We start from the raw sequence: 15,927 nt of genomic DNA on the forward strand, positions 1-15,927 counted from the left end.
GAATATCCATGGACACCAAATTGCTCGACATCCTGGCCTGCCCGATCACCAAAGGCCCGCTCAAACTCAGCGCCGACAAGACCGAGCTGATCAGCAAGGGCGCCGGCCTGGCCTATCCGATCCGCGACGGTATTCCGGTGATGCTCGAAAGCGAAGCCCGTACCCTGACCGATGACGAGCGTCTGGATAAATGAGCCTGACTTTCACTGTGGTGATTCCGGCACGCCTGGCTTCCACCCGCCTGCCGGGCAAGCCGTTGCTGCCGATTGCCGGCAAGCCGATGATCCAGCATGTCTGGGAGCAGGCACGCAAGAGCAGCGCCAGTCGCGTGGTGATTGCCACCGATGATGCCGGTATCTACCAGGTCTGCGAGTCCTTTGGCGCTGAAGTGCTGATGACCCGTGAAGACCACGATTCGGGCACTGATCGCCTGGCCGAAGTGGCCGCCAGGCTCGGGCTGGCTGCGGATGCCATTGTCGTCAATGTCCAGGGCGACGAGCCGCTGATTCCACCGATCATCATTGATCAGGTGGCGGCCAACCTCGCAGCGCATCCTGAAGCAGGCATTGCGACCCTGGCTGAACCGATCAGTGACGTCACCGCCGTGTTCAATCCCAATGCCGTCAAAGTGGTCAGCGACTGCAACGGTCTGGCCTTGACCTTCAGCCGGGCGCCATTGCCCTGGGCGCGGGATGTGTTTGCCCAGAGCCGCGATACGCTGCCGGAAGGCGTGCCTTATCGTCGGCATATCGGCATGTACGCTTACCGCGCGGGTTTCCTGCAGGACTTCGTCGCCTGGGGGCCTTGCTGGCTGGAGCGCACCGAATCGCTTGAGCAGCTACGTGCGCTCTGGCATGGCGTGCGTATTCACGTTGCCGATGCCATCGAAGCGCCACCGGTTGGCGTCGATACCCCTGAAGACCTGGAGCGCGTACGGCGCATTCTGGAGGCCTGATGCGGGTTCTGTTTGTTTGCCTCGGCAATATCTGCCGCTCGCCTACTGCTGAAGGCGTGTTGCGCCATCAGCTTCAGGCCGAAGGCCTGGGTGAGCTGATCGAAGTGGCCTCGGCGGGTACCGGTGACTGGCATGTCGGCAAGCAGCCGGACAGCCGTACCCGCCGCGCCGCGCAATTGCGCGGCTATGACCTGTCGCAGCAGCGCGCACAGCAGGTCAAGGCCGGGCACTTCAATGACTACGACCTGATCCTGGCGATGGACAAGAGCAACCTGGGTCATCTGCGGGCCATGCAACCCGTCGGGGCAAAAGCCGAGCTGGACCTGTTCCTGCGTCGCTATGAGGGGGCGCTGGATGAAGTGCCGGATCCTTACTACGGCGGTGAGCAAGGTTTCGAGCAGGTGCTTGACCTGATCGAGGCTGCCTGTCGCCAATTGGTCATCGAACTCAAGGGTCGTCTATGAGCGGTCAGTGGCAGGAGCAGGTATCGCTCAAGCCGTACAACACCTTCGGTATTGATGTCAGGGCGCGGTATTTCACCGAAGTCCACAATGATGCCGAGGTTCGCCAGGCCCTGGCCGACGCCAGGCAGTATGACGTTCCGGTGCTGGTCATTGGCGGCGGCAGCAACTTGCTGTTGACTGCGGATGTGCAGGCGCTGGTGTTGCGTATGGCCAGTCGTGGCCTGCGCATTCTGGCCGATGATGGTCAGCGGGTGATTGTTGAAGCCGAGGCAGGGGAGTCCTGGCATCCTTTCGTGCGGTGGAGTCTGGCCCAGGGCTTGGCGGGGCTGGAGAATCTCAGTCTGATTCCCGGTACCGTCGGCGCTGCGCCGATGCAGAACATCGGTGCCTACGGGGTCGAGATCAAGGATGTCTTCGTCGGGCTGACCGCGCTGGACCGCCAGACCGGTGAGTTGCACGACTTTGATCTGGATGAGTGCCAGTTTGCCTACCGCGACAGCCTGTTCAAGCAGCATCCAGGGCGCTGGCTGATTCTGCGGGTACGTTTTGCCTTGAGTCGTGTCATGCATGCGCATCTGGACTACGGTCCGGTGCGTCAGCGCCTGAGCGAGCAGGGCATCAGTCAGCCGACCGCACAGAATGTCAGTGATGCAATTTGCAGTATTCGCCGGGAGAAGCTGCCAGATCCGGTAGAGCTCGGCAATGCCGGGAGCTTTTTCAAAAACCCGGTGGTCGCCGCTGTGCTGGCCGACAAGATTCGTCTGCAGTATCCGGGGCTGGTGGCTTATCAACAGGCCGACGGGCAGATGAAGCTGGCGGCGGGCTGGCTGATCGAGCAGGCGGGCTGGAAGGGGCACCGTGAAGGCGATGCCGGGGTGCACCGTTTGCAGTCGTTGGTACTGGTCAACTATGGCCAGGCCACTGGCCTGCAGTTGCATCAGTTGGCGCAGAAAATCCAGGCTGACATTCTTGAGCGCTTCGGCGTCAGGCTTGAGATGGAGCCGAATCTGTACTGAGGTGGTGTGGGAGCTGGCCTTGCCAGTGATGGAGCCTGCACCGGCCTCATCGCCGGCAAGGCCGGCTCCCACAGCATAAAAAAAGCCCCGCCAGTTACCTGGCGGGGCTTTTTACTGCCTGGATGATCAGACGAGCGGTTTGTGCTCTTCTGCGGTTTCCAGGGCTTCAGGTTGTTGCTCTACCGGTGCGGCTTGGGCGGCAGCAGCAGCTGCTTCGGCCTCACGCTTGCGGCGACGCACTTCACGCGGGTCGTTTGGTGCGCGGCCGTTCGCCAGCATCACTACCGGGGCTTCGACCACTGCTGGCTCGGCAGCAGGAGCCTGTTCCGCGACAACTGGCGCTGGCTCGGCAACAGCCGGCTTGGCAGTTTCAGCTTCAGCTTCAACCACAGGGGCCTGAACAACTTCTGGCTCGCGTGCTGCTTCAACAACAGGCTCAGCGGCGACAGCTACTTCAACCGGTGCTTCTACAACTGGCTGAGGGGCAACTTCGACAACCGGCTCAATGCTCGCTTCAACCGCAGCCACAGGCTCGCTGAACGGCTGCTCGACCACTGGGGCGATTGCCACTTCTTCAGCAACGACAGGCTGTTGCGCTTCAACCACAGCAGGCTCGATCGCAGTCGGCTCGGTTGCTTCAACGGTCTCTGCAGCGACAACTTCAGCAGCTACCGGGGCAGCTTCTTCAATGGCGGCAGTGGCGCGTTCAGCTTGAACGTTGGCTTGAGCTTCGGCTTCAGCACTGATGTTGCTGGTCGCAACGGCGGCGGTGACAGCCAGGCCGGCTGCCAGTTCGGCGCCCGACGGCTCGTTGCCTTCTTCGCTACCGTCTTCGCTGCCTTCAACGACGTTGCCGTTGGCATCACGCTGACGCTCGCGACGGTTGCTGCGGCGACGCTGGCCACGGGAGCGGCGACGTGGGCGTTCGCCTTCGGTGCCTTCCTGGTTGTCGTCCTGCAGCAGCTCTTCGTTTGGCAGTTGCTCTTCAGCGGCTTCCGCAGCCTGTTCGGCTGGACGAGGCTGACGCTCTTCGCGTGGAGGGCGTGGTTGACGCTCTTCACGTGGCGCGCGTTCTTCACGTGGCGCTCGCTCTTCGCGCGGTGCGCGTTCTTCGCGTGGGCTGCGCTCTTCGCGCGGTGCACGCTCTTCACGAGGCTGGCGCTCTTCACGCGGGGCGCGCTCAGGGCGCTCTTCACGTACGGCCGGGGTGGCAGCATCCAGCGGCTCGCGCAGTTCGCGGACCGGACGGTCTTCGCGGGAGCGGCGCTCTTCACGCGGGGCGCGAGGTTGACGCTCTTCGCGTGGCTGACGTGGTGCGCGCTCTTCGCGGGCCTGGGTTTCTTCACGGGCTTCGCGTGGTTGACGCTCTTCACGCGGTGCGCGCTCTTCGCGAGGCTTGCGATCTTCATCGCGACGGCCATTGCGGTTGCGGCTCTGCTGACGACCGTTGCGGCGCTCTTCGTTACGCTGCGGGCGCTCGGTGGCGGGCTTTTCGGCGACCACTGGGGCGGCGGCAGGCTCTTCCTTACCGGCGAACAGGCTGACCAGCGACTTCACCAGGCCTTTGAACAGGCTTGGCTCTGGCGCGACATGTACCGGCGCGGCTGCAGGTTGTTCCGGAGCGGTTGGAACCGGAGCGTTGGCGCGAGCCGGTGCGGTCTTGACCGCGGCTTCCTGGCGAACCAGGGTGCGGGTGGCGGCAGTCGGCTGGACTTCTTCGGTCTCGGCAGCGGCGATTTCGTAGCTGGACTGGCTGCTCAGCGCTTCCGGGCTGTCGTCGCGCAGACGCTGGACTTCGAAGTGCGGGGTTTCCAGGTGGTCGTTCGGCAGAATGACGATACGTGCCCGGGTGCGCAGTTCGATCTTGGTGATCGAGTTGCGTTTTTCATTGAGCAGGAAGGCTGCAACCGGAATCGGCACTTGGGCGCGAACTTCAGCGGTGCGGTCTTTCAGCGCTTCTTCTTCGATCAGGCGCAGGATTGCCAGCGACAGGGATTCGACGTCACGGATGATGCCGGTACCGCTGCAACGCGGGCAGACGATGCCGCTGCTTTCGCCCAGGGATGGACGCAGGCGCTGACGGGACATTTCCAGCAGGCCGAAGCGCGAGATGCGGCCGACCTGTACGCGGGCACGGTCGGCTTCCAGGCACTCGCGTACCTTTTCTTCGACGGCGCGCTGGTTCTTGGCCGGGGTCATGTCGATGAAGTCGATGACGATCAGGCCGCCGATGTCACGCAGACGCAGCTGGCGGGCGATTTCTTCAGCCGCTTCCAGGTTGGTCTGCAGGGCGGTTTCCTCGATGTCGCTGCCTTTGGTGGCGCGCGCCGAGTTGATGTCGATGGACACCAGGGCTTCGGTCGGATCGATGACGATCGAGCCGCCGGACGGCAGGTCGACCACACGCTGGAAAGCGGTTTCGATCTGGCTTTCGATCTGGAAGCGGTTGAACAGCGGAACGCTGTCTTCATACAGCTTGATCTTGCTGGCGTACTGCGGCATTACCTGGCGGATGAAGGTCAGGGCTTCTTCCTGGGCATCGATGCTGTCGATCAGCACTTCGCCGATGTCCTGGCGCAGGTAGTCGCGGATGGCGCGGATGATGACGTTACTTTCCTGGTAGATCAGGAAAGGCGCAGCGCGGTCCTGCGAGGCTTCTTTGATGGCGGTCCACAGCTGCAGCAGGTAATCCAGGTCCCACTGCATTTCTTCGCTGCTGCGGCCAAGGCCGGCAGTGCGCACGATCAGGCCCATGTCGGCAGGGGCAACCAGGCCGTTCAGGGCTTCGCGCAGTTCATTGCGCTCTTCGCCTTCGATGCGGCGGGAGATGCCACCGGCACGCGGGTTGTTCGGCATCAGCACCAGATAGCGGCCAGCCAGGCTGATAAAGGTGGTCAGGGCTGCGCCCTTGTTGCCGCGCTCTTCTTTCTCGACCTGGACGATGACTTCCTGGCCTTCGCTGAGCACTTCCTTGATGTTCACCCGGCCTTCCGGGGACTTCTTGAAGTATTCGCGGGAGATTTCTTTCAGCGGCAGAAAGCCGTGGCGTTCGGAGCCGAAGTCGACGAAAGCGGCTTCCAGGCTGGGTTCGATCCGGGTGATCCGGCCTTTGTAGATGTTGGCCTTCTTCTGCTCGCGCGCACCGGACTCGATGTCCAGGTCGTAGAGACGTTGGCCGTCTACCAGAGCTACACGCAACTCTTCGGGTTGAGTCGCGTTAATCAGCATTCTTTTCATGTAATACCGTCGGTTTCCGGGCTGCCGGAAACGGCGTTCGGCACACACGACTTCTCACGGTCGGTGTCAGGTGCGCAAGGGGTGGCGGGCCACCCCCGTGTCCAGCGACTGTCGAGCCAGACTGGTAACCCAGTACTGCCGAAGTCGCGACGACGCGTCCTGCTTGCTGTGGTGTCAAATGCACTCAGTCAGGAGGAGGAATCAGCCTTCGGCCGTGGACGCCCTGGGGGCATCTTGATCAAGACCGGGTCCGGTCGCCTGGCCAGAAGGCCTGTGGACTGGACGCGGTGCTACACGGTCCGACGGTTGTGCATCTCCACCCTACACGTATCCCTGATAATTCGGGTGCTGCCGCGCGCTGAATCCGCAACGGGTTGCATTTATCGCCAGCTCCAATACGGGAGCCCGCGCCTTTTATGTCCAAGGCTGGTATTTCCGAAGCTTTCACCATGACTGCGTGAAATTGACGGCACTGACAGAGTGGCTTCGAAAAAAACATCGGGGGAGGGCAAAACACCGCTCTTGTCGTTTTTTATCGGTCTTCTCTGCACGGCGCTGGTGGCGATTCCAGGCAATTCTGTAAACTGGCAAAAGCCCCGTCGGACGGCCTCGCGTCCTCGAGATTTTGCGTCGGTCAGGGCCGGCTAGAAGCCGTGAGTCCGCTGGCCAGCCGCTTTTGGCGGCGTTCGCGACTATAGCAGCAATCATTAAGTGCTTCAAATCCATAAAAAATTGTTATGATTGGCAAATGACGACTAATGCCCCTCCGACCTCCGGCGTCCAGCTGATCGAGGTCGCGCCGGAACTTGCCGGCCAACGAATCGATAATTTCCTTATCACTGCGCTCAAGGGTGTTCCCAAGACCTTGATTTACCGCATTTTGCGCAAAGGCGAAGTGCGTGTGAACAAGGGTCGGATCAAGCCCGAGTACAAGTTGCAGGCCGGTGACATCGTGCGCGTACCGCCCGTTCGTCTGCCCGAACGCGACGAGCCTGTGCCGGTGGCCCAGGGTTTGCTTCAGCGTCTTGAGGCCGCCATCGTCTACGAAGACAAGGCCTTGATTGTGCTGAACAAACCGGCAGGTATCGCCGTGCACGGCGGTAGCGGCCTGAATTTCGGCGTGATCGAAGCCTTTCGTCAGATGCGTCCGGATGCCAAGGAACTGGAACTGGTCCACCGCCTGGATCGCGACACCTCCGGGCTGCTGATGATCGCCAAGAAGCGCAGCATGCTGCGCCACCTGCATGCCGCGCTGCGCGGTGATGGTGTCGACAAGCGCTACATGGCTCTGGTCCGTGGTCACTGGGCGACGGCGAAAAAGCAGGTCAACGCCCCATTGCTCAAGAGCAATCTGCGTTCCGGTGAGCGCATGGTCGAAGTCAACGACGAAGGCAAGGAGGCGCTGACCATTTTCCGCGTCCTGCGTCGTTTTGGTGAATTTGCCACCATCGTCGAGGCGCGTCCGATTACCGGGCGTACTCACCAGATCCGCGTGCACGCCTTGCATGCCGGGCATTGCATTGCCGGTGACAGCAAGTACGGCGATGAAGATTTCACCCGTGAGATTCGTGACCTGGGCGGCAAGCGTCTGTTCCTGCATGCCTATGCCTTGACCGTGCCCCTGCCTGACGGTGGCGAGCTCAAGCTTGAGGCGCCAGTGGACGAGATGTGGGCGAAAACCGTGGAGCGCTTGAGTGCGGCGTGATTACGATCTGCTGATCTTCGATTGGGATGGCACGCTGGCCGACTCAATCGGGCGCATTGTCCAAGCCATGCATCAGGCCGCTGGTCGCGCCGGTCATGCCGCCTGCGATGATGAGGCGGTCAAGGGTATAATTGGCCTGGCGCTGTCCGAGGCGATCGCCACGCTGTATCCGCACCTGGATGCCGAGCAGGTGGCGGTGTTTCGTCAGCACTACGCCGATGTGTACATGGCGCTGGATGAGCAGCCGTCGCCCCTGTTCGAGGGGGTGGTAGAGTCGCTGGAAGCGTTTCGTGCGCAGGGCTATCGTCTGGCGGTGGCTACCGGCAAGGCGCGGCGCGGCCTGGATCGGGTGCTGCGGGCCAATGGCTGGCAGGATTACTTCGATATCACCCGGGCTGCCGACGAGAGTCGTGGCAAGCCTCATCCGCAAATGCTTGAAGAGATTCTGGCGCATTGCCGGGTCGAGCCGGGCAGGGCGTTGATGGTTGGGGATTCGTCGTTCGATCTGTTGATGGCCAGTAACGCCGGCATGCATTCGGTGGCTGTCGCCTACGGGGCCATGTCGCCGCAAGCATTGAGCGCTTTCGGGCCGCAGGTCTGTATCGAGCACTTTTCACATTTGCAGGCCTGGCTGAGCCGGTCGCCTGTCGCGGTAATTCCAGGGTAGGTGAGCATGGCTGACGAGTGGAAGGCGCCTAGCGCCGAAGGCAACGAAGAGCAGAAAAGCTGGAAACTTTTGGAGAAAACCCTCTTGGCAGGTGTGCAGGAGCAGCGTCGTGCGCGGCGCTGGGGGATCTTCTTCAAGCTGCTGACCTTCGCCTATCTGTTTGGCATTCTCGCGCTGTTCAGTCCCTTGATGAATGTCGACAAGGCCGCTTCTCGAAGCGTCAGTCACACTGCGCTGGTTGAAGTGCGCGGGGTGATTGCCGATCAGGAGCCTGCCAGTGCCGATAACATCGTCGGTGGTTTGCGCGAGGCGTTCAAGGATTCGAAGACCAAGGCGGTGATCCTGCGAATCAACAGTCCGGGTGGTAGCCCGGTGCAGTCGGGTTACATCTACGACGAGATACGTCGCCTGCGCGCCGAGTACCCGCAAATCAAGTTGTACGCGGTGATCAGCGATCTGGGCGCCTCCGGCGCTTACTACATTGCCAGTGCTGCGGATCAGATCTACGCCGACAAGGCCAGTCTGGTCGGCTCCATCGGTGTTACGGCTGCCGGTTACGGCTTTGTCGGCACCATGGAGAAACTCGGTGTCGAGCGCCGTACCTACACGGCAGGTGAGCACAAGGCCTTCCTCGATCCGTTCCAGCCGCAGAAGCCTGAAGAGACGGCGTTCTGGCAGGGCGTGCTGGAAACGACCCACAAGCAGTTCATTGCTAGCGTCAAGCAGGGGCGTGGCGAGCGCCTGAAGGACAAGGAGCACCCTGAGCTGTTCAGTGGCCTGATCTGGTCGGGCGAGCAGGCCCTGGACCTTGGGTTGGTGGATGGCCTGGGCAGCGCCGGTTACGTGGCGCGCGAAGTGGTGGGGGAGAAAGAGCTGGTTGACTTCACCATCGAGGAGTCGCCGTTCGATCGTTTCTCCAAGCGCCTGGGTACCAGCATTGCCGAGCGCCTGGCGATGTGGATGGGCTTTCAGGGGCCGTCGTTGCGCTGAGTGTACTGTCTGATGAAATGGCCGGCCCTTCGAGGCCGGCTTTTTTGTTTCAGGAGGGGTCAGGGCAGGCTGGTGCCTTCGGCCAGGAGCATGTCCACCAATCGAATCAGGGGCAGGCCGACCAGGCTGGTGGCATCGACGCCATGGGTGCTCTGGAACAGGCTGACTCCAAGCCCTTCGGCCTTGAAGCTGCCGGCGCAGTCATAAGGTTCTTCAGCGCGCAGGTAGCGCTCGATGCGCTCCAGGTCCAGTTCACGCATGTTGACCGTGAACGGCACGCAGTCGACCTGGCAGTGGCCGGTAGCGCTATTGAGCAGGGCGAGGCCGGTGAGAAAGGTGACATGGTTGCCGCTGGCGGCGAGCAATTGCTCGCAAGCGCGCTCGAAGGTGTGCGGCTTGCCAAGAATCTGTTCTCCGAGCACGGCGACCTGGTCGGAGCCGATGATCAGGTGCTCGGGGTGGCTGGCGGCCAGGGCCTGGGCTTTCTCCCGGGCCAGGCGCTTGACCAGGTCAACGGCAGGCTCTTCGGGCAGGCGCTGTTCGTCAATATCGGGGGAGGCCCAGCTGAAGGGCAGGCGCAAGCGTTCAAGCAATTCGCGCCGGTAGGGCGAGCTGGAAGCCAGTAATAAAGGCAGCATGATAAACTCCTGGGCAGGTGAAACGATTCTAACATGCTGAACGGAGCCGAATTTCCTTTGACAGGGGCGGGGGTCATCCCTAGAATGCTGCGCCTATGTTGAATGACCCGATTCCACCTCACGTTGACCCGCGCAAATTGGCCGATCGTGGTGTTTCCCTCGAAGGAACACTGCAGCTCGCCGATTTGGAGAGACTCTGCGACCCGCTTTCCGACAATGTCGGTACGGTGCAGGCTAAATTCGATTTTGAGCGAGACGAGCAGAAGGCTGTGGTTATCCACACCGAGCTGAGCGTCGAGGTCAAAATGGTTTGCCAGCGTTGTCTTGAGCTGGTCACCCTGCCGATCCACAGCGAAAGTACTTACGCCGTGGTGAAGGAGGGTGCGAATACCCAGTCGTTGCCGAAAGGTTATGACGTGCTGGAACTGGGCGAAGATCCTTTGGATCTGCAGGCTTTGGTCGAGGAGGAGCTTTTGCTCGCCCTGCCCATCGTGCCTGCTCATCATCCGGAAGAATGCCAGCAGCCGGCGGGCGCCGATGAGCCCGAACCGAGCAAGGACGAGGTAACACGGTCCAACCCGTTCAGTGTATTGGCGCAGTTAAAGCGTGACCCAAACGTTTAGGAGTTAATCAATTATGGCTGTTCAGCAGAACAAAAAATCCCGCTCTGCCCGTGACATGCGCCGTTCGCACGACGCTCTCTCGGAAAACGCTCTGTCCGTAGAGAAAACCACTGGTGAAGTACACCTGCGTCACCACGTATCGCCAGAAGGCGTATACCGTGGTCGTAAAGTGATCGACAAGGGCGCTGACGAGTAATCCTTGTCCGCTCAGATCATCGCGATTGACGCAATGGGCGGGGACTTCGGTCCCCGCAGCATTGTTCAGGCGAGTATTGCTTGCCTGTCGGCTACCCCCTCGCTGCACCTGACCCTTGTCGGTCAACCCTCCCTCCTAGAAGACCTTATCGCTGGCCAGTCGGCAGCGGATCGCGCGCGCCTGCAGATTGTTGCAGCCAGCGAAGTGATCGGCATGGATGAGCGGCCCTCGCAAGCGTTGCGTGGCAAGCCTGATTCGTCCATGCGCGTGGCCCTGGAATTATTGCGTGATGGCAAGGTTCAGGCCTGCGTGAGTGCCGGTAATACCGGTGCGCTGATGGCGCTGTCGCGCTATGTGCTGAAAACCCTGCCCGGCATCGATCGCCCGGCCATGGTGGCAGCCATTCCCACCCAGACCGGTTATTGCCAGTTGCTCGACCTGGGTGCCAATGTCGATTGCAGTGCCGACAATCTCTTCCAGTTTGCCGTGATGGGCTCTGTGGCTGCGCAAGCCCTGGGTATCTCGCGTCCGCGTGTGGCGTTGTTGAATGTCGGCACCGAAGACATCAAGGGCAACCAGCAGGTCAAGCTCGCCGCCAGCATGCTGCAGAATGCCCGTGGGCTTAACTACATCGGTTTCGTCGAAGGCGACGGGTTGTACCGTGGAGAAGCGGATGTGGTGGTCTGTGACGGCTTCGTCGGCAACATCTTGCTCAAGTCCAGCGAAGGCCTGGCGACCATGATCGGTTCACGTATCGAGGCGCTGTTCAAAGGCGGGCTCGGTGCGCGCCTGGCCGGTGCGGTAGCCATGCCGCTGCTCAAGCGTCTGCAGGCCGACCTGGCACCGGCGCGGCATAATGGCGCAAGCTTTCTGGGTTTGCAGGGTATCGTTATCAAGAGTCATGGTTCTGCCGGTGTTCAGGGCTTTCAGAGTGCTATTCAGCGTGCCTTGATTGAAATCCAGGAGAATCTGCCGCAGCGCCTGCACGGGCGTCTGGAAGATCTGTTGCTTTAGGCATATACCTCAGGAAGTGGTTAAATGTGACCGCTTGGTCCTCATTACCATCCAAGTCTTCAGTTTCTTGTGCTCAGCCTGGTGCTGGGCGCTTCATTTCCGACGACAAGATCATTAGGGGCTTGTTCAATGTCTGCATCCCTCGCATTCGTCTTTCCCGGTCAAGGTTCGCAGTCCCTCGGCATGCTTGCCGAGCTGGGCGCCCAGTATCCGCTGGTCATTGATACCTTCCGCGAGGCCTCCGAGGCTCTGGGCTATGACCTCTGGGCGCTGACCCAGGAGGGTCCGGAAGAGCAACTCAATCAAACCGACAAAACCCAACCGGCCATTCTTACCGCCTCGATTGCCCTGTGGCGTCTGTGGTTGGCTGAAGGCGGTGCGCGTCCGGCTTTCGTTTCCGGCCACAGCCTGGGTGAGTACAGCGCGCTGGTTGCCGCTGGCAGCCTGAGCCTGGGCGACGCGGTCAAGCTGGTCAAACGTCGTGGCGAGCTCATGCAGGAGGCTGTACCGGCCGGGCAGGGCGCCATGGCGGCAATCCTCGGTCTGGACGACGCTGTTGTCGTGGGGATCTGCGCTGAAGCAGCCCAGGGCGAAGTGGTCAGTGCGGTAAACTTCAACTCGCCAGGTCAGGTCGTGATCGCTGGTGCCAAGGCCGCTGTCGAGCGCGCCATGGAAGCCTGCAAGGCTGCCGGTGCCAAGCGCGCACTGCCGCTGCCGGTCAGCGTGCCTTCGCACTGCGAGCTGATGCGTCCGGCTGCCGAGCGCTTTGCCGAGTCGGTCAATGCCATCGACTGGCAAGCCCCGCAAATTCCGCTGGTGCAGAACGTCAGCGCTGCCGTTGCCGCAGACCTCGACACCCTCAAGCGCGATCTGCTCGAGCAGCTGTACAAGCCGGTTCGCTGGGTCGAATGCGTACAGACCCTGGCCGCCAATGGCGCGGTACAGCTGGTCGAGTGCGGTCCAGGCAAGGTTCTGGCCGGCCTGAACAAGCGCTGCGCCGATGGCGTGAACACCTCTAACCTCAATACCCCGGATGCTTTCGCCGCCACCCGCGCGGCGCTGGCCTGATTTAGGAGAAGCTTGCATGAGCCTGCAAGGTAAAGTTGCACTGGTGACCGGCGCCAGCCGTGGTATCGGCCAGGCTATCGCCCTCGAGCTGGGCCGTCTGGGCGCTACCGTGATCGGTACCGCGACCTCCGCCTCGGGTGCCGAGCGTATCGCCGCTACCCTCAAGGAACACGGTATCACCGGCACTGGCCTGGAGCTGAACGTGACCAGCGACGAGTCGGTCGCTGCCACTCTGGCCAAGATCCAGGAGCAGTTCGGTGCGCCGACCATTCTGGTCAACAACGCCGGCATCACCCGTGACAACCTGATGATGCGCATGAAAGACGACGAGTGGTTCGACGTCATCGACACCAACCTGAACAGCCTCTACCGTCTGTCCAAGGGCGTGCTGCGCGGCATGACCAAGGCGCGCTGGGGTCGTATCATCAGCATCGGTTCGGTAGTCGGCGCCATGGGTAATGCCGGGCAGGTCAACTACGCTGCAGCCAAGGCCGGTCTGGAAGGTTTCAGTCGTGCATTGGCCCGTGAAGTCGGCTCGCGCGCGATCACCGTCAACTCGGTGACCCCGGGCTTCATCGACACCGACATGACCCGTGAATTGCCTGAAGCCCAGCGTGAAGCGCTGCAGACCCAGATCCCGCTGGGGCGTCTGGGCCAGGCCCAGGAAATCGCCAATGTGGTCGCTTTCCTGGCCTCTGAAGGCGCAGGTTACGTGACTGGCGCGACCATTCCGGTCAACGGCGGCATGTACATGTAAATCTAATGTGACGGATTGCTTCAAAAAAATGTCATACGAGCTGTCTAAAATCCGTTATAAAGCTGCAACCAGATTCTAGTCGGTTGGCAGGTGTGGTCTGGCGAGGCGTGTTGCGCTTGAAAAGCGGACGTCTTTCTATACACTTACACACCGGCCAGCTGCCTGACATATGTCCATTAGGAGTGAAAACAAGGTATGAGCACCATCGAAGAACGCGTCAAGAAAATCGTCGCCGAGCAACTGGGCGTTAAAGAAGAAGAAGTAGTGAACACTGCTTCCTTCGTCGAAGATCTGGGTGCCGATTCCCTTGACACCGTTGAGCTGGTGATGGCTCTGGAAGAGGAATTCGAGACCGAAATCCCTGACGAAGAAGCCGAGAAGATCACTACTGTTCAAGCTGCTATCGACTACGTCACCAGCCACCAGGCCTAAGACGTTGTAGTCGTCGCTTCTTGTCATGGAAAAACCGCACTGCCTTCGCCGGCGTGCGGTTTTTTCTTTACAAGAGATGTAGTCAATTGAATAAGGAGAGTGCTGTGTCGCGTAGACGCGTCGTGGTCACCGGTATGGGTATGCTGTCGCCACTGGGTACGGATGTGCCGAGCAGTTGGCAGGGCATTCTGGCTGGCCGCAGTGGCATAGGTCTGATTGAACATACGGACCTGTCTGCCTACTCCACCCGTTTTGGCGGCTCGGTAAAGGGCTTCGAGGTTGAGCAGTACCTGTCGGTCAAGGAAGCCCGCAAGCTCGATCTGTTCATTCAGTACGGCCTGGCAGCCGGTTTTCAGGCAGTGCGTAACGCTGGCCTGGAAGTGACCGATGCCAACCGCGAGCGCATTGGCGTGGCCATGGGCTCGGGTATCGGTGGCCTGACCAATATCGAAGAAACCAGCCGGACTTTGCATGAGCAGGGCCCGCGGCGCATTTCGCCGTTCTTCGTGCCGGGTTCGATCATCAACATGATTTCCGGTTTCCTGTCGATCCACCTGGGTGTACAGGGACCTAACTACGCCATTGCCACGGCCTGCACGACCGGTACCCACTGTATCGGTATGGCGGCGCGCAACATCGCCTTCGGTGAAGCCGACGTGATGATTGCCGGCGGTGCGGAAATGGCCGCCTGCGGTCTGGGCATGGGCGGCTTCGGTGCCTCGCGGGCGCTGTCGACCCGCAATGACGACCCGACCCGTGCCAGCCGTCCGTGGGACAAGGGCCGTGATGGCTTCGTGCTTGCCGATGGTGCCGGTGCGCTGGTGCTCGAAGAGCTCGAACACGCCAAGGCCCGTGGTGCGACCATCTATGCCGAGCTGGTTGGTTTTGGCATGAGTGGCGACGCCTACCACATGACCTCGCCGCCAGAAGATGGCAGCGGCGCAGCGCGCTGCATGGTCAACGCCTTGCGCGATGCCGGCCTGAACGCTGATCAGGTGAACTACATCAACGCCCATGGCACCTCGACCCCGGCCGGTGACCTGGCTGAAGCGTCGGCGATCAAGTCGGTGTTCGGCGACCACGCCTACAAGCTGGCGGTCAGCTCGACCAAGTCGATGACCGGTCACCTGTTGGGCGCCGCCGGTGCAGTGGAAGCGATTTTCAGCGTGCTGTCGATCAACAGCCAGGTAGCCCCGCCGACCATCAACCTCGATGAGCCAAGCGAAGGTTGCGATCTGGATTTTGTGCCGCATGAGGCGCGCAACATGCCGATCGATGTCGTGCTGTCCAACTCCTTCGGGTTTGGTGGTACCAACGGCTCGCTGGTGTTCCGCCGGTTCGCCGAGTAATGCACAGCTGGATCGATGGCCAGCCGGCACAGGCAGTCAACCTGCAAAGCCGTGCGCTGGCCTACGGCGATGGTCTGTTCGAGACCATCGCGGTCAGGGCCGGTCGGCCATCGTTGCTCGAGTATCATCTCGAGCGCCTGGCGCTGGGTTGCCAGCGCTTGGCGATCAGCGCCGATCACGGCCTGATTCGCGACGAGCTATGCCGTTACGCCAGCCTGCTGGGTGACGGCGTGCTCAAACTGATTCTCGTCCGTGGTGACAGCCAGCGCGGCTATGCGCCTGCCGCTGGCGTGGCACCACGGCGTATCCTGCAGGGCAGTCCCTTGCCTGCTTATCCAGCCCAGCATGCCGAGCACGGGATTCGTCTTTTTCCCTGTAGCACTCGTCTGGCGGAACAACCGCTACTGGCCGGGCTCAAACACCTCAATCGACTCGAACAGGTGCTGGCGCGTGCCGAATGGCAGGATGCCGAGCATGCCGAAGGATTGATGCGCGATGTTTCCGGTCGCATCATCGAAGGGGTCTACAGCAATCTGTTCCTGGTGCACGGCGCTGAGCTGCTGACGGCTGATCTGAGCCGCTGCGGCGTGGCCGGGGTCATGCGTGCGGCCCTGATCGAGCACGCAGCAAAGTCCGGGATTGCGCTGCACATTACCGATCTGTCCCTGCAGGACCTGGAGCAGGCTGACGAAGTCTTCGTCTGCAACAGCGTCTATGGTGTCTGGCCAGTGCGTGCTTTTGCATCGCTGAACTGGTCGCCGGGTCCGCTCACCCGTAAACTGCAGGCCATTGCCCGTACGTTACTGGATACCTGAT

The 15,927-nt window shown here is 61.2% G+C and carries 17 protein-coding genes; 15 read left to right on the top strand and 2 right to left on the bottom strand.

Annotated elements, in window-relative coordinates; all coding sequences use genetic code 11:
• Window positions 1–8: 8 nt before the first annotated feature.
• The 4 genes from ACVI9W_RS19765 to murB are packed head-to-tail and all read left to right on the top strand — an operon-like array spanning window position 9 to window position 2,435.
• A complete protein-coding gene (locus ACVI9W_RS19765) occupies window positions 9–194 on the top strand; it encodes a Trm112 family protein (RefSeq protein WP_003247142.1) in 186 nt (61 codons plus the stop codon).
• Window positions 191–955, top strand: a complete 765-nt coding sequence (gene kdsB / locus ACVI9W_RS19770; RefSeq protein WP_342624731.1) for a 3-deoxy-manno-octulosonate cytidylyltransferase — start codon at window positions 191–193, stop codon at window positions 953–955. Before ACVI9W_RS19765 ends, kdsB begins: the two co-directional genes overlap by 4 nt.
• Window positions 955–1,419, top strand: a complete 465-nt coding sequence (locus ACVI9W_RS19775; protein ID WP_461530920.1) for a low molecular weight protein-tyrosine-phosphatase — start codon at window positions 955–957, stop codon at window positions 1,417–1,419. Before kdsB ends, ACVI9W_RS19775 begins: the two co-directional genes overlap by 1 nt.
• Window positions 1,416–2,435 (top strand): UDP-N-acetylmuramate dehydrogenase, encoded by a 1,020-nt coding sequence (gene murB, locus ACVI9W_RS19780; protein ID WP_461530921.1) that lies wholly within the window; start codon window positions 1,416–1,418, stop codon window positions 2,433–2,435. The genes ACVI9W_RS19775 and murB overlap by 4 nt, the downstream gene beginning before the upstream one ends.
• Before the next feature lie 126 nt (window positions 2,436–2,561).
• On the opposite strand, the gene rne is transcribed toward murB, so the two are convergent.
• A complete protein-coding gene (rne, locus tag ACVI9W_RS19785; protein ID WP_461530922.1) occupies window positions 2,562–5,672 on the bottom strand; it encodes a ribonuclease E in 3,111 nt (1,036 codons plus the stop codon).
• A 748-nt stretch (window positions 5,673–6,420) separates the two neighbouring features.
• On the opposite strand from rne, the gene rluC reads away from it, so the two are divergent.
• The 3 genes from rluC to ACVI9W_RS19800 are packed head-to-tail and all read left to right on the top strand — an operon-like array spanning window position 6,421 to window position 9,034.
• On the top strand, window positions 6,421–7,377 hold the full coding sequence (gene rluC / locus ACVI9W_RS19790) for a 23S rRNA pseudouridine(955/2504/2580) synthase RluC (protein WP_010223216.1): 957 nt from the start codon (window positions 6,421–6,423) through the stop codon (window positions 7,375–7,377).
• Window positions 7,367–8,044 carry an HAD family hydrolase gene (locus tag ACVI9W_RS19795; RefSeq protein ID WP_461530923.1) on the top strand — a complete coding sequence of 226 codons (678 nt, stop codon included), beginning with the start codon at window positions 7,367–7,369 and terminating at the stop codon, window positions 8,042–8,044. The genes rluC and ACVI9W_RS19795 overlap by 11 nt, the downstream gene beginning before the upstream one ends.
• A gap of 6 nt (window positions 8,045–8,050) precedes the next feature.
• Entirely contained in the window at window positions 8,051–9,034 is a 984-nt protein-coding gene (locus ACVI9W_RS19800; RefSeq protein ID WP_038608582.1) for a S49 family peptidase, read from the top strand.
• Window positions 9,035–9,093: 59 nt separating this feature from the next.
• Here ACVI9W_RS19800 and ACVI9W_RS19805 read toward each other — a convergent pair whose 3' ends face one another.
• Entirely contained in the window at window positions 9,094–9,672 is a 579-nt protein-coding gene (locus ACVI9W_RS19805) for a Maf family protein (RefSeq protein WP_461530924.1), read from the bottom strand.
• A 95-nt stretch (window positions 9,673–9,767) separates the two neighbouring features.
• Here ACVI9W_RS19805 and ACVI9W_RS19810 point away from each other — a divergent pair, with 95 nt between their 5' ends.
• From ACVI9W_RS19810 to pabC, 8 genes are all read left to right on the top strand, one after another.
• Window positions 9,768–10,295, top strand: coding sequence for a YceD family protein (locus ACVI9W_RS19810; protein ID WP_136475178.1), 528 nt, complete (start codon window positions 9,768–9,770; stop codon window positions 10,293–10,295).
• Between the two features lie 13 nt (window positions 10,296–10,308).
• The gene (rpmF, locus tag ACVI9W_RS19815) at window positions 10,309–10,491 is read left to right on the top strand and encodes a 50S ribosomal protein L32 (protein WP_010223221.1); all 183 of its coding nucleotides are present in this window, start codon (window positions 10,309–10,311) and stop codon (window positions 10,489–10,491) included.
• A gap of 3 nt (window positions 10,492–10,494) precedes the next feature.
• Window positions 10,495–11,505 (top strand): phosphate acyltransferase PlsX, encoded by a 1,011-nt coding sequence (gene plsX, locus ACVI9W_RS19820; RefSeq protein WP_075226459.1) that lies wholly within the window; start codon window positions 10,495–10,497, stop codon window positions 11,503–11,505.
• A 129-nt stretch (window positions 11,506–11,634) separates the two neighbouring features.
• Entirely contained in the window at window positions 11,635–12,573 is a 939-nt protein-coding gene (fabD, locus tag ACVI9W_RS19825; protein WP_157191732.1) for an ACP S-malonyltransferase, read from the top strand.
• Between the two features lie 16 nt (window positions 12,574–12,589).
• Window positions 12,590–13,330 carry a 3-oxoacyl-ACP reductase FabG gene (gene fabG, locus ACVI9W_RS19830; protein ID WP_038608595.1) on the top strand — a complete coding sequence of 247 codons (741 nt, stop codon included), beginning with the start codon at window positions 12,590–12,592 and terminating at the stop codon, window positions 13,328–13,330.
• Between the two features lie 195 nt (window positions 13,331–13,525).
• Complete coding sequence (gene acpP, locus ACVI9W_RS19835) at window positions 13,526–13,762, top strand: acyl carrier protein (protein ID WP_003175607.1); 237 nt, start codon at window positions 13,526–13,528, stop codon at window positions 13,760–13,762.
• A 104-nt stretch (window positions 13,763–13,866) separates the two neighbouring features.
• Window positions 13,867–15,111, top strand: a complete 1,245-nt coding sequence (gene fabF / locus ACVI9W_RS19840; protein WP_038608596.1) for a beta-ketoacyl-ACP synthase II — start codon at window positions 13,867–13,869, stop codon at window positions 15,109–15,111.
• Window positions 15,111–15,926, top strand: a complete 816-nt coding sequence (gene pabC / locus ACVI9W_RS19845) for an aminodeoxychorismate lyase (protein ID WP_461530925.1) — start codon at window positions 15,111–15,113, stop codon at window positions 15,924–15,926. Before fabF ends, pabC begins: the two co-directional genes overlap by 1 nt.
• The last annotated feature ends 1 nt before the right edge of the window (window position 15,927 follow it).

This window comes from Pseudomonas sp. 210_17 TE3656 (assembly GCF_054821965.1).

Bases quoted from the DNA above. Each gene is read 5' to 3' on its own strand.
- ACVI9W_RS19765 (WP_003247142.1), top strand. From the start codon at position 9: ATGGACACCAAATTGCTCGACATCCTGGCCTGCCCGATCACCAAAGGC.
- kdsB (WP_342624731.1), top strand. From the start codon at position 191: ATGAGCCTGACTTTCACTGTGGTGATTCCGGCACGCCTGGCTTCCACC.
- ACVI9W_RS19775 (WP_461530920.1), top strand. From the start codon at position 955: ATGCGGGTTCTGTTTGTTTGCCTCGGCAATATCTGCCGCTCGCCTACT.
- murB (WP_461530921.1), top strand. From the start codon at position 1,416: ATGAGCGGTCAGTGGCAGGAGCAGGTATCGCTCAAGCCGTACAACACC.
- rne (WP_461530922.1), bottom strand. From the start codon at position 5,672: ATGAAAAGAATGCTGATTAACGCGACTCAACCCGAAGAGTTGCGTGTA.
- rluC (WP_010223216.1), top strand. From the start codon at position 6,421: ATGACGACTAATGCCCCTCCGACCTCCGGCGTCCAGCTGATCGAGGTC.
- ACVI9W_RS19800 (WP_038608582.1), top strand. From the start codon at position 8,051: ATGGCTGACGAGTGGAAGGCGCCTAGCGCCGAAGGCAACGAAGAGCAG.
- ACVI9W_RS19805 (WP_461530924.1), bottom strand. From the start codon at position 9,672: ATGCTGCCTTTATTACTGGCTTCCAGCTCGCCCTACCGGCGCGAATTG.
- ACVI9W_RS19810 (WP_136475178.1), top strand. From the start codon at position 9,768: ATGTTGAATGACCCGATTCCACCTCACGTTGACCCGCGCAAATTGGCC.
- rpmF (WP_010223221.1), top strand. From the start codon at position 10,309: ATGGCTGTTCAGCAGAACAAAAAATCCCGCTCTGCCCGTGACATGCGC.
- fabD (WP_157191732.1), top strand. From the start codon at position 11,635: ATGTCTGCATCCCTCGCATTCGTCTTTCCCGGTCAAGGTTCGCAGTCC.
- fabG (WP_038608595.1), top strand. From the start codon at position 12,590: ATGAGCCTGCAAGGTAAAGTTGCACTGGTGACCGGCGCCAGCCGTGGT.
- acpP (WP_003175607.1), top strand. From the start codon at position 13,526: ATGAGCACCATCGAAGAACGCGTCAAGAAAATCGTCGCCGAGCAACTG.
- pabC (WP_461530925.1), top strand. From the start codon at position 15,111: ATGCACAGCTGGATCGATGGCCAGCCGGCACAGGCAGTCAACCTGCAA.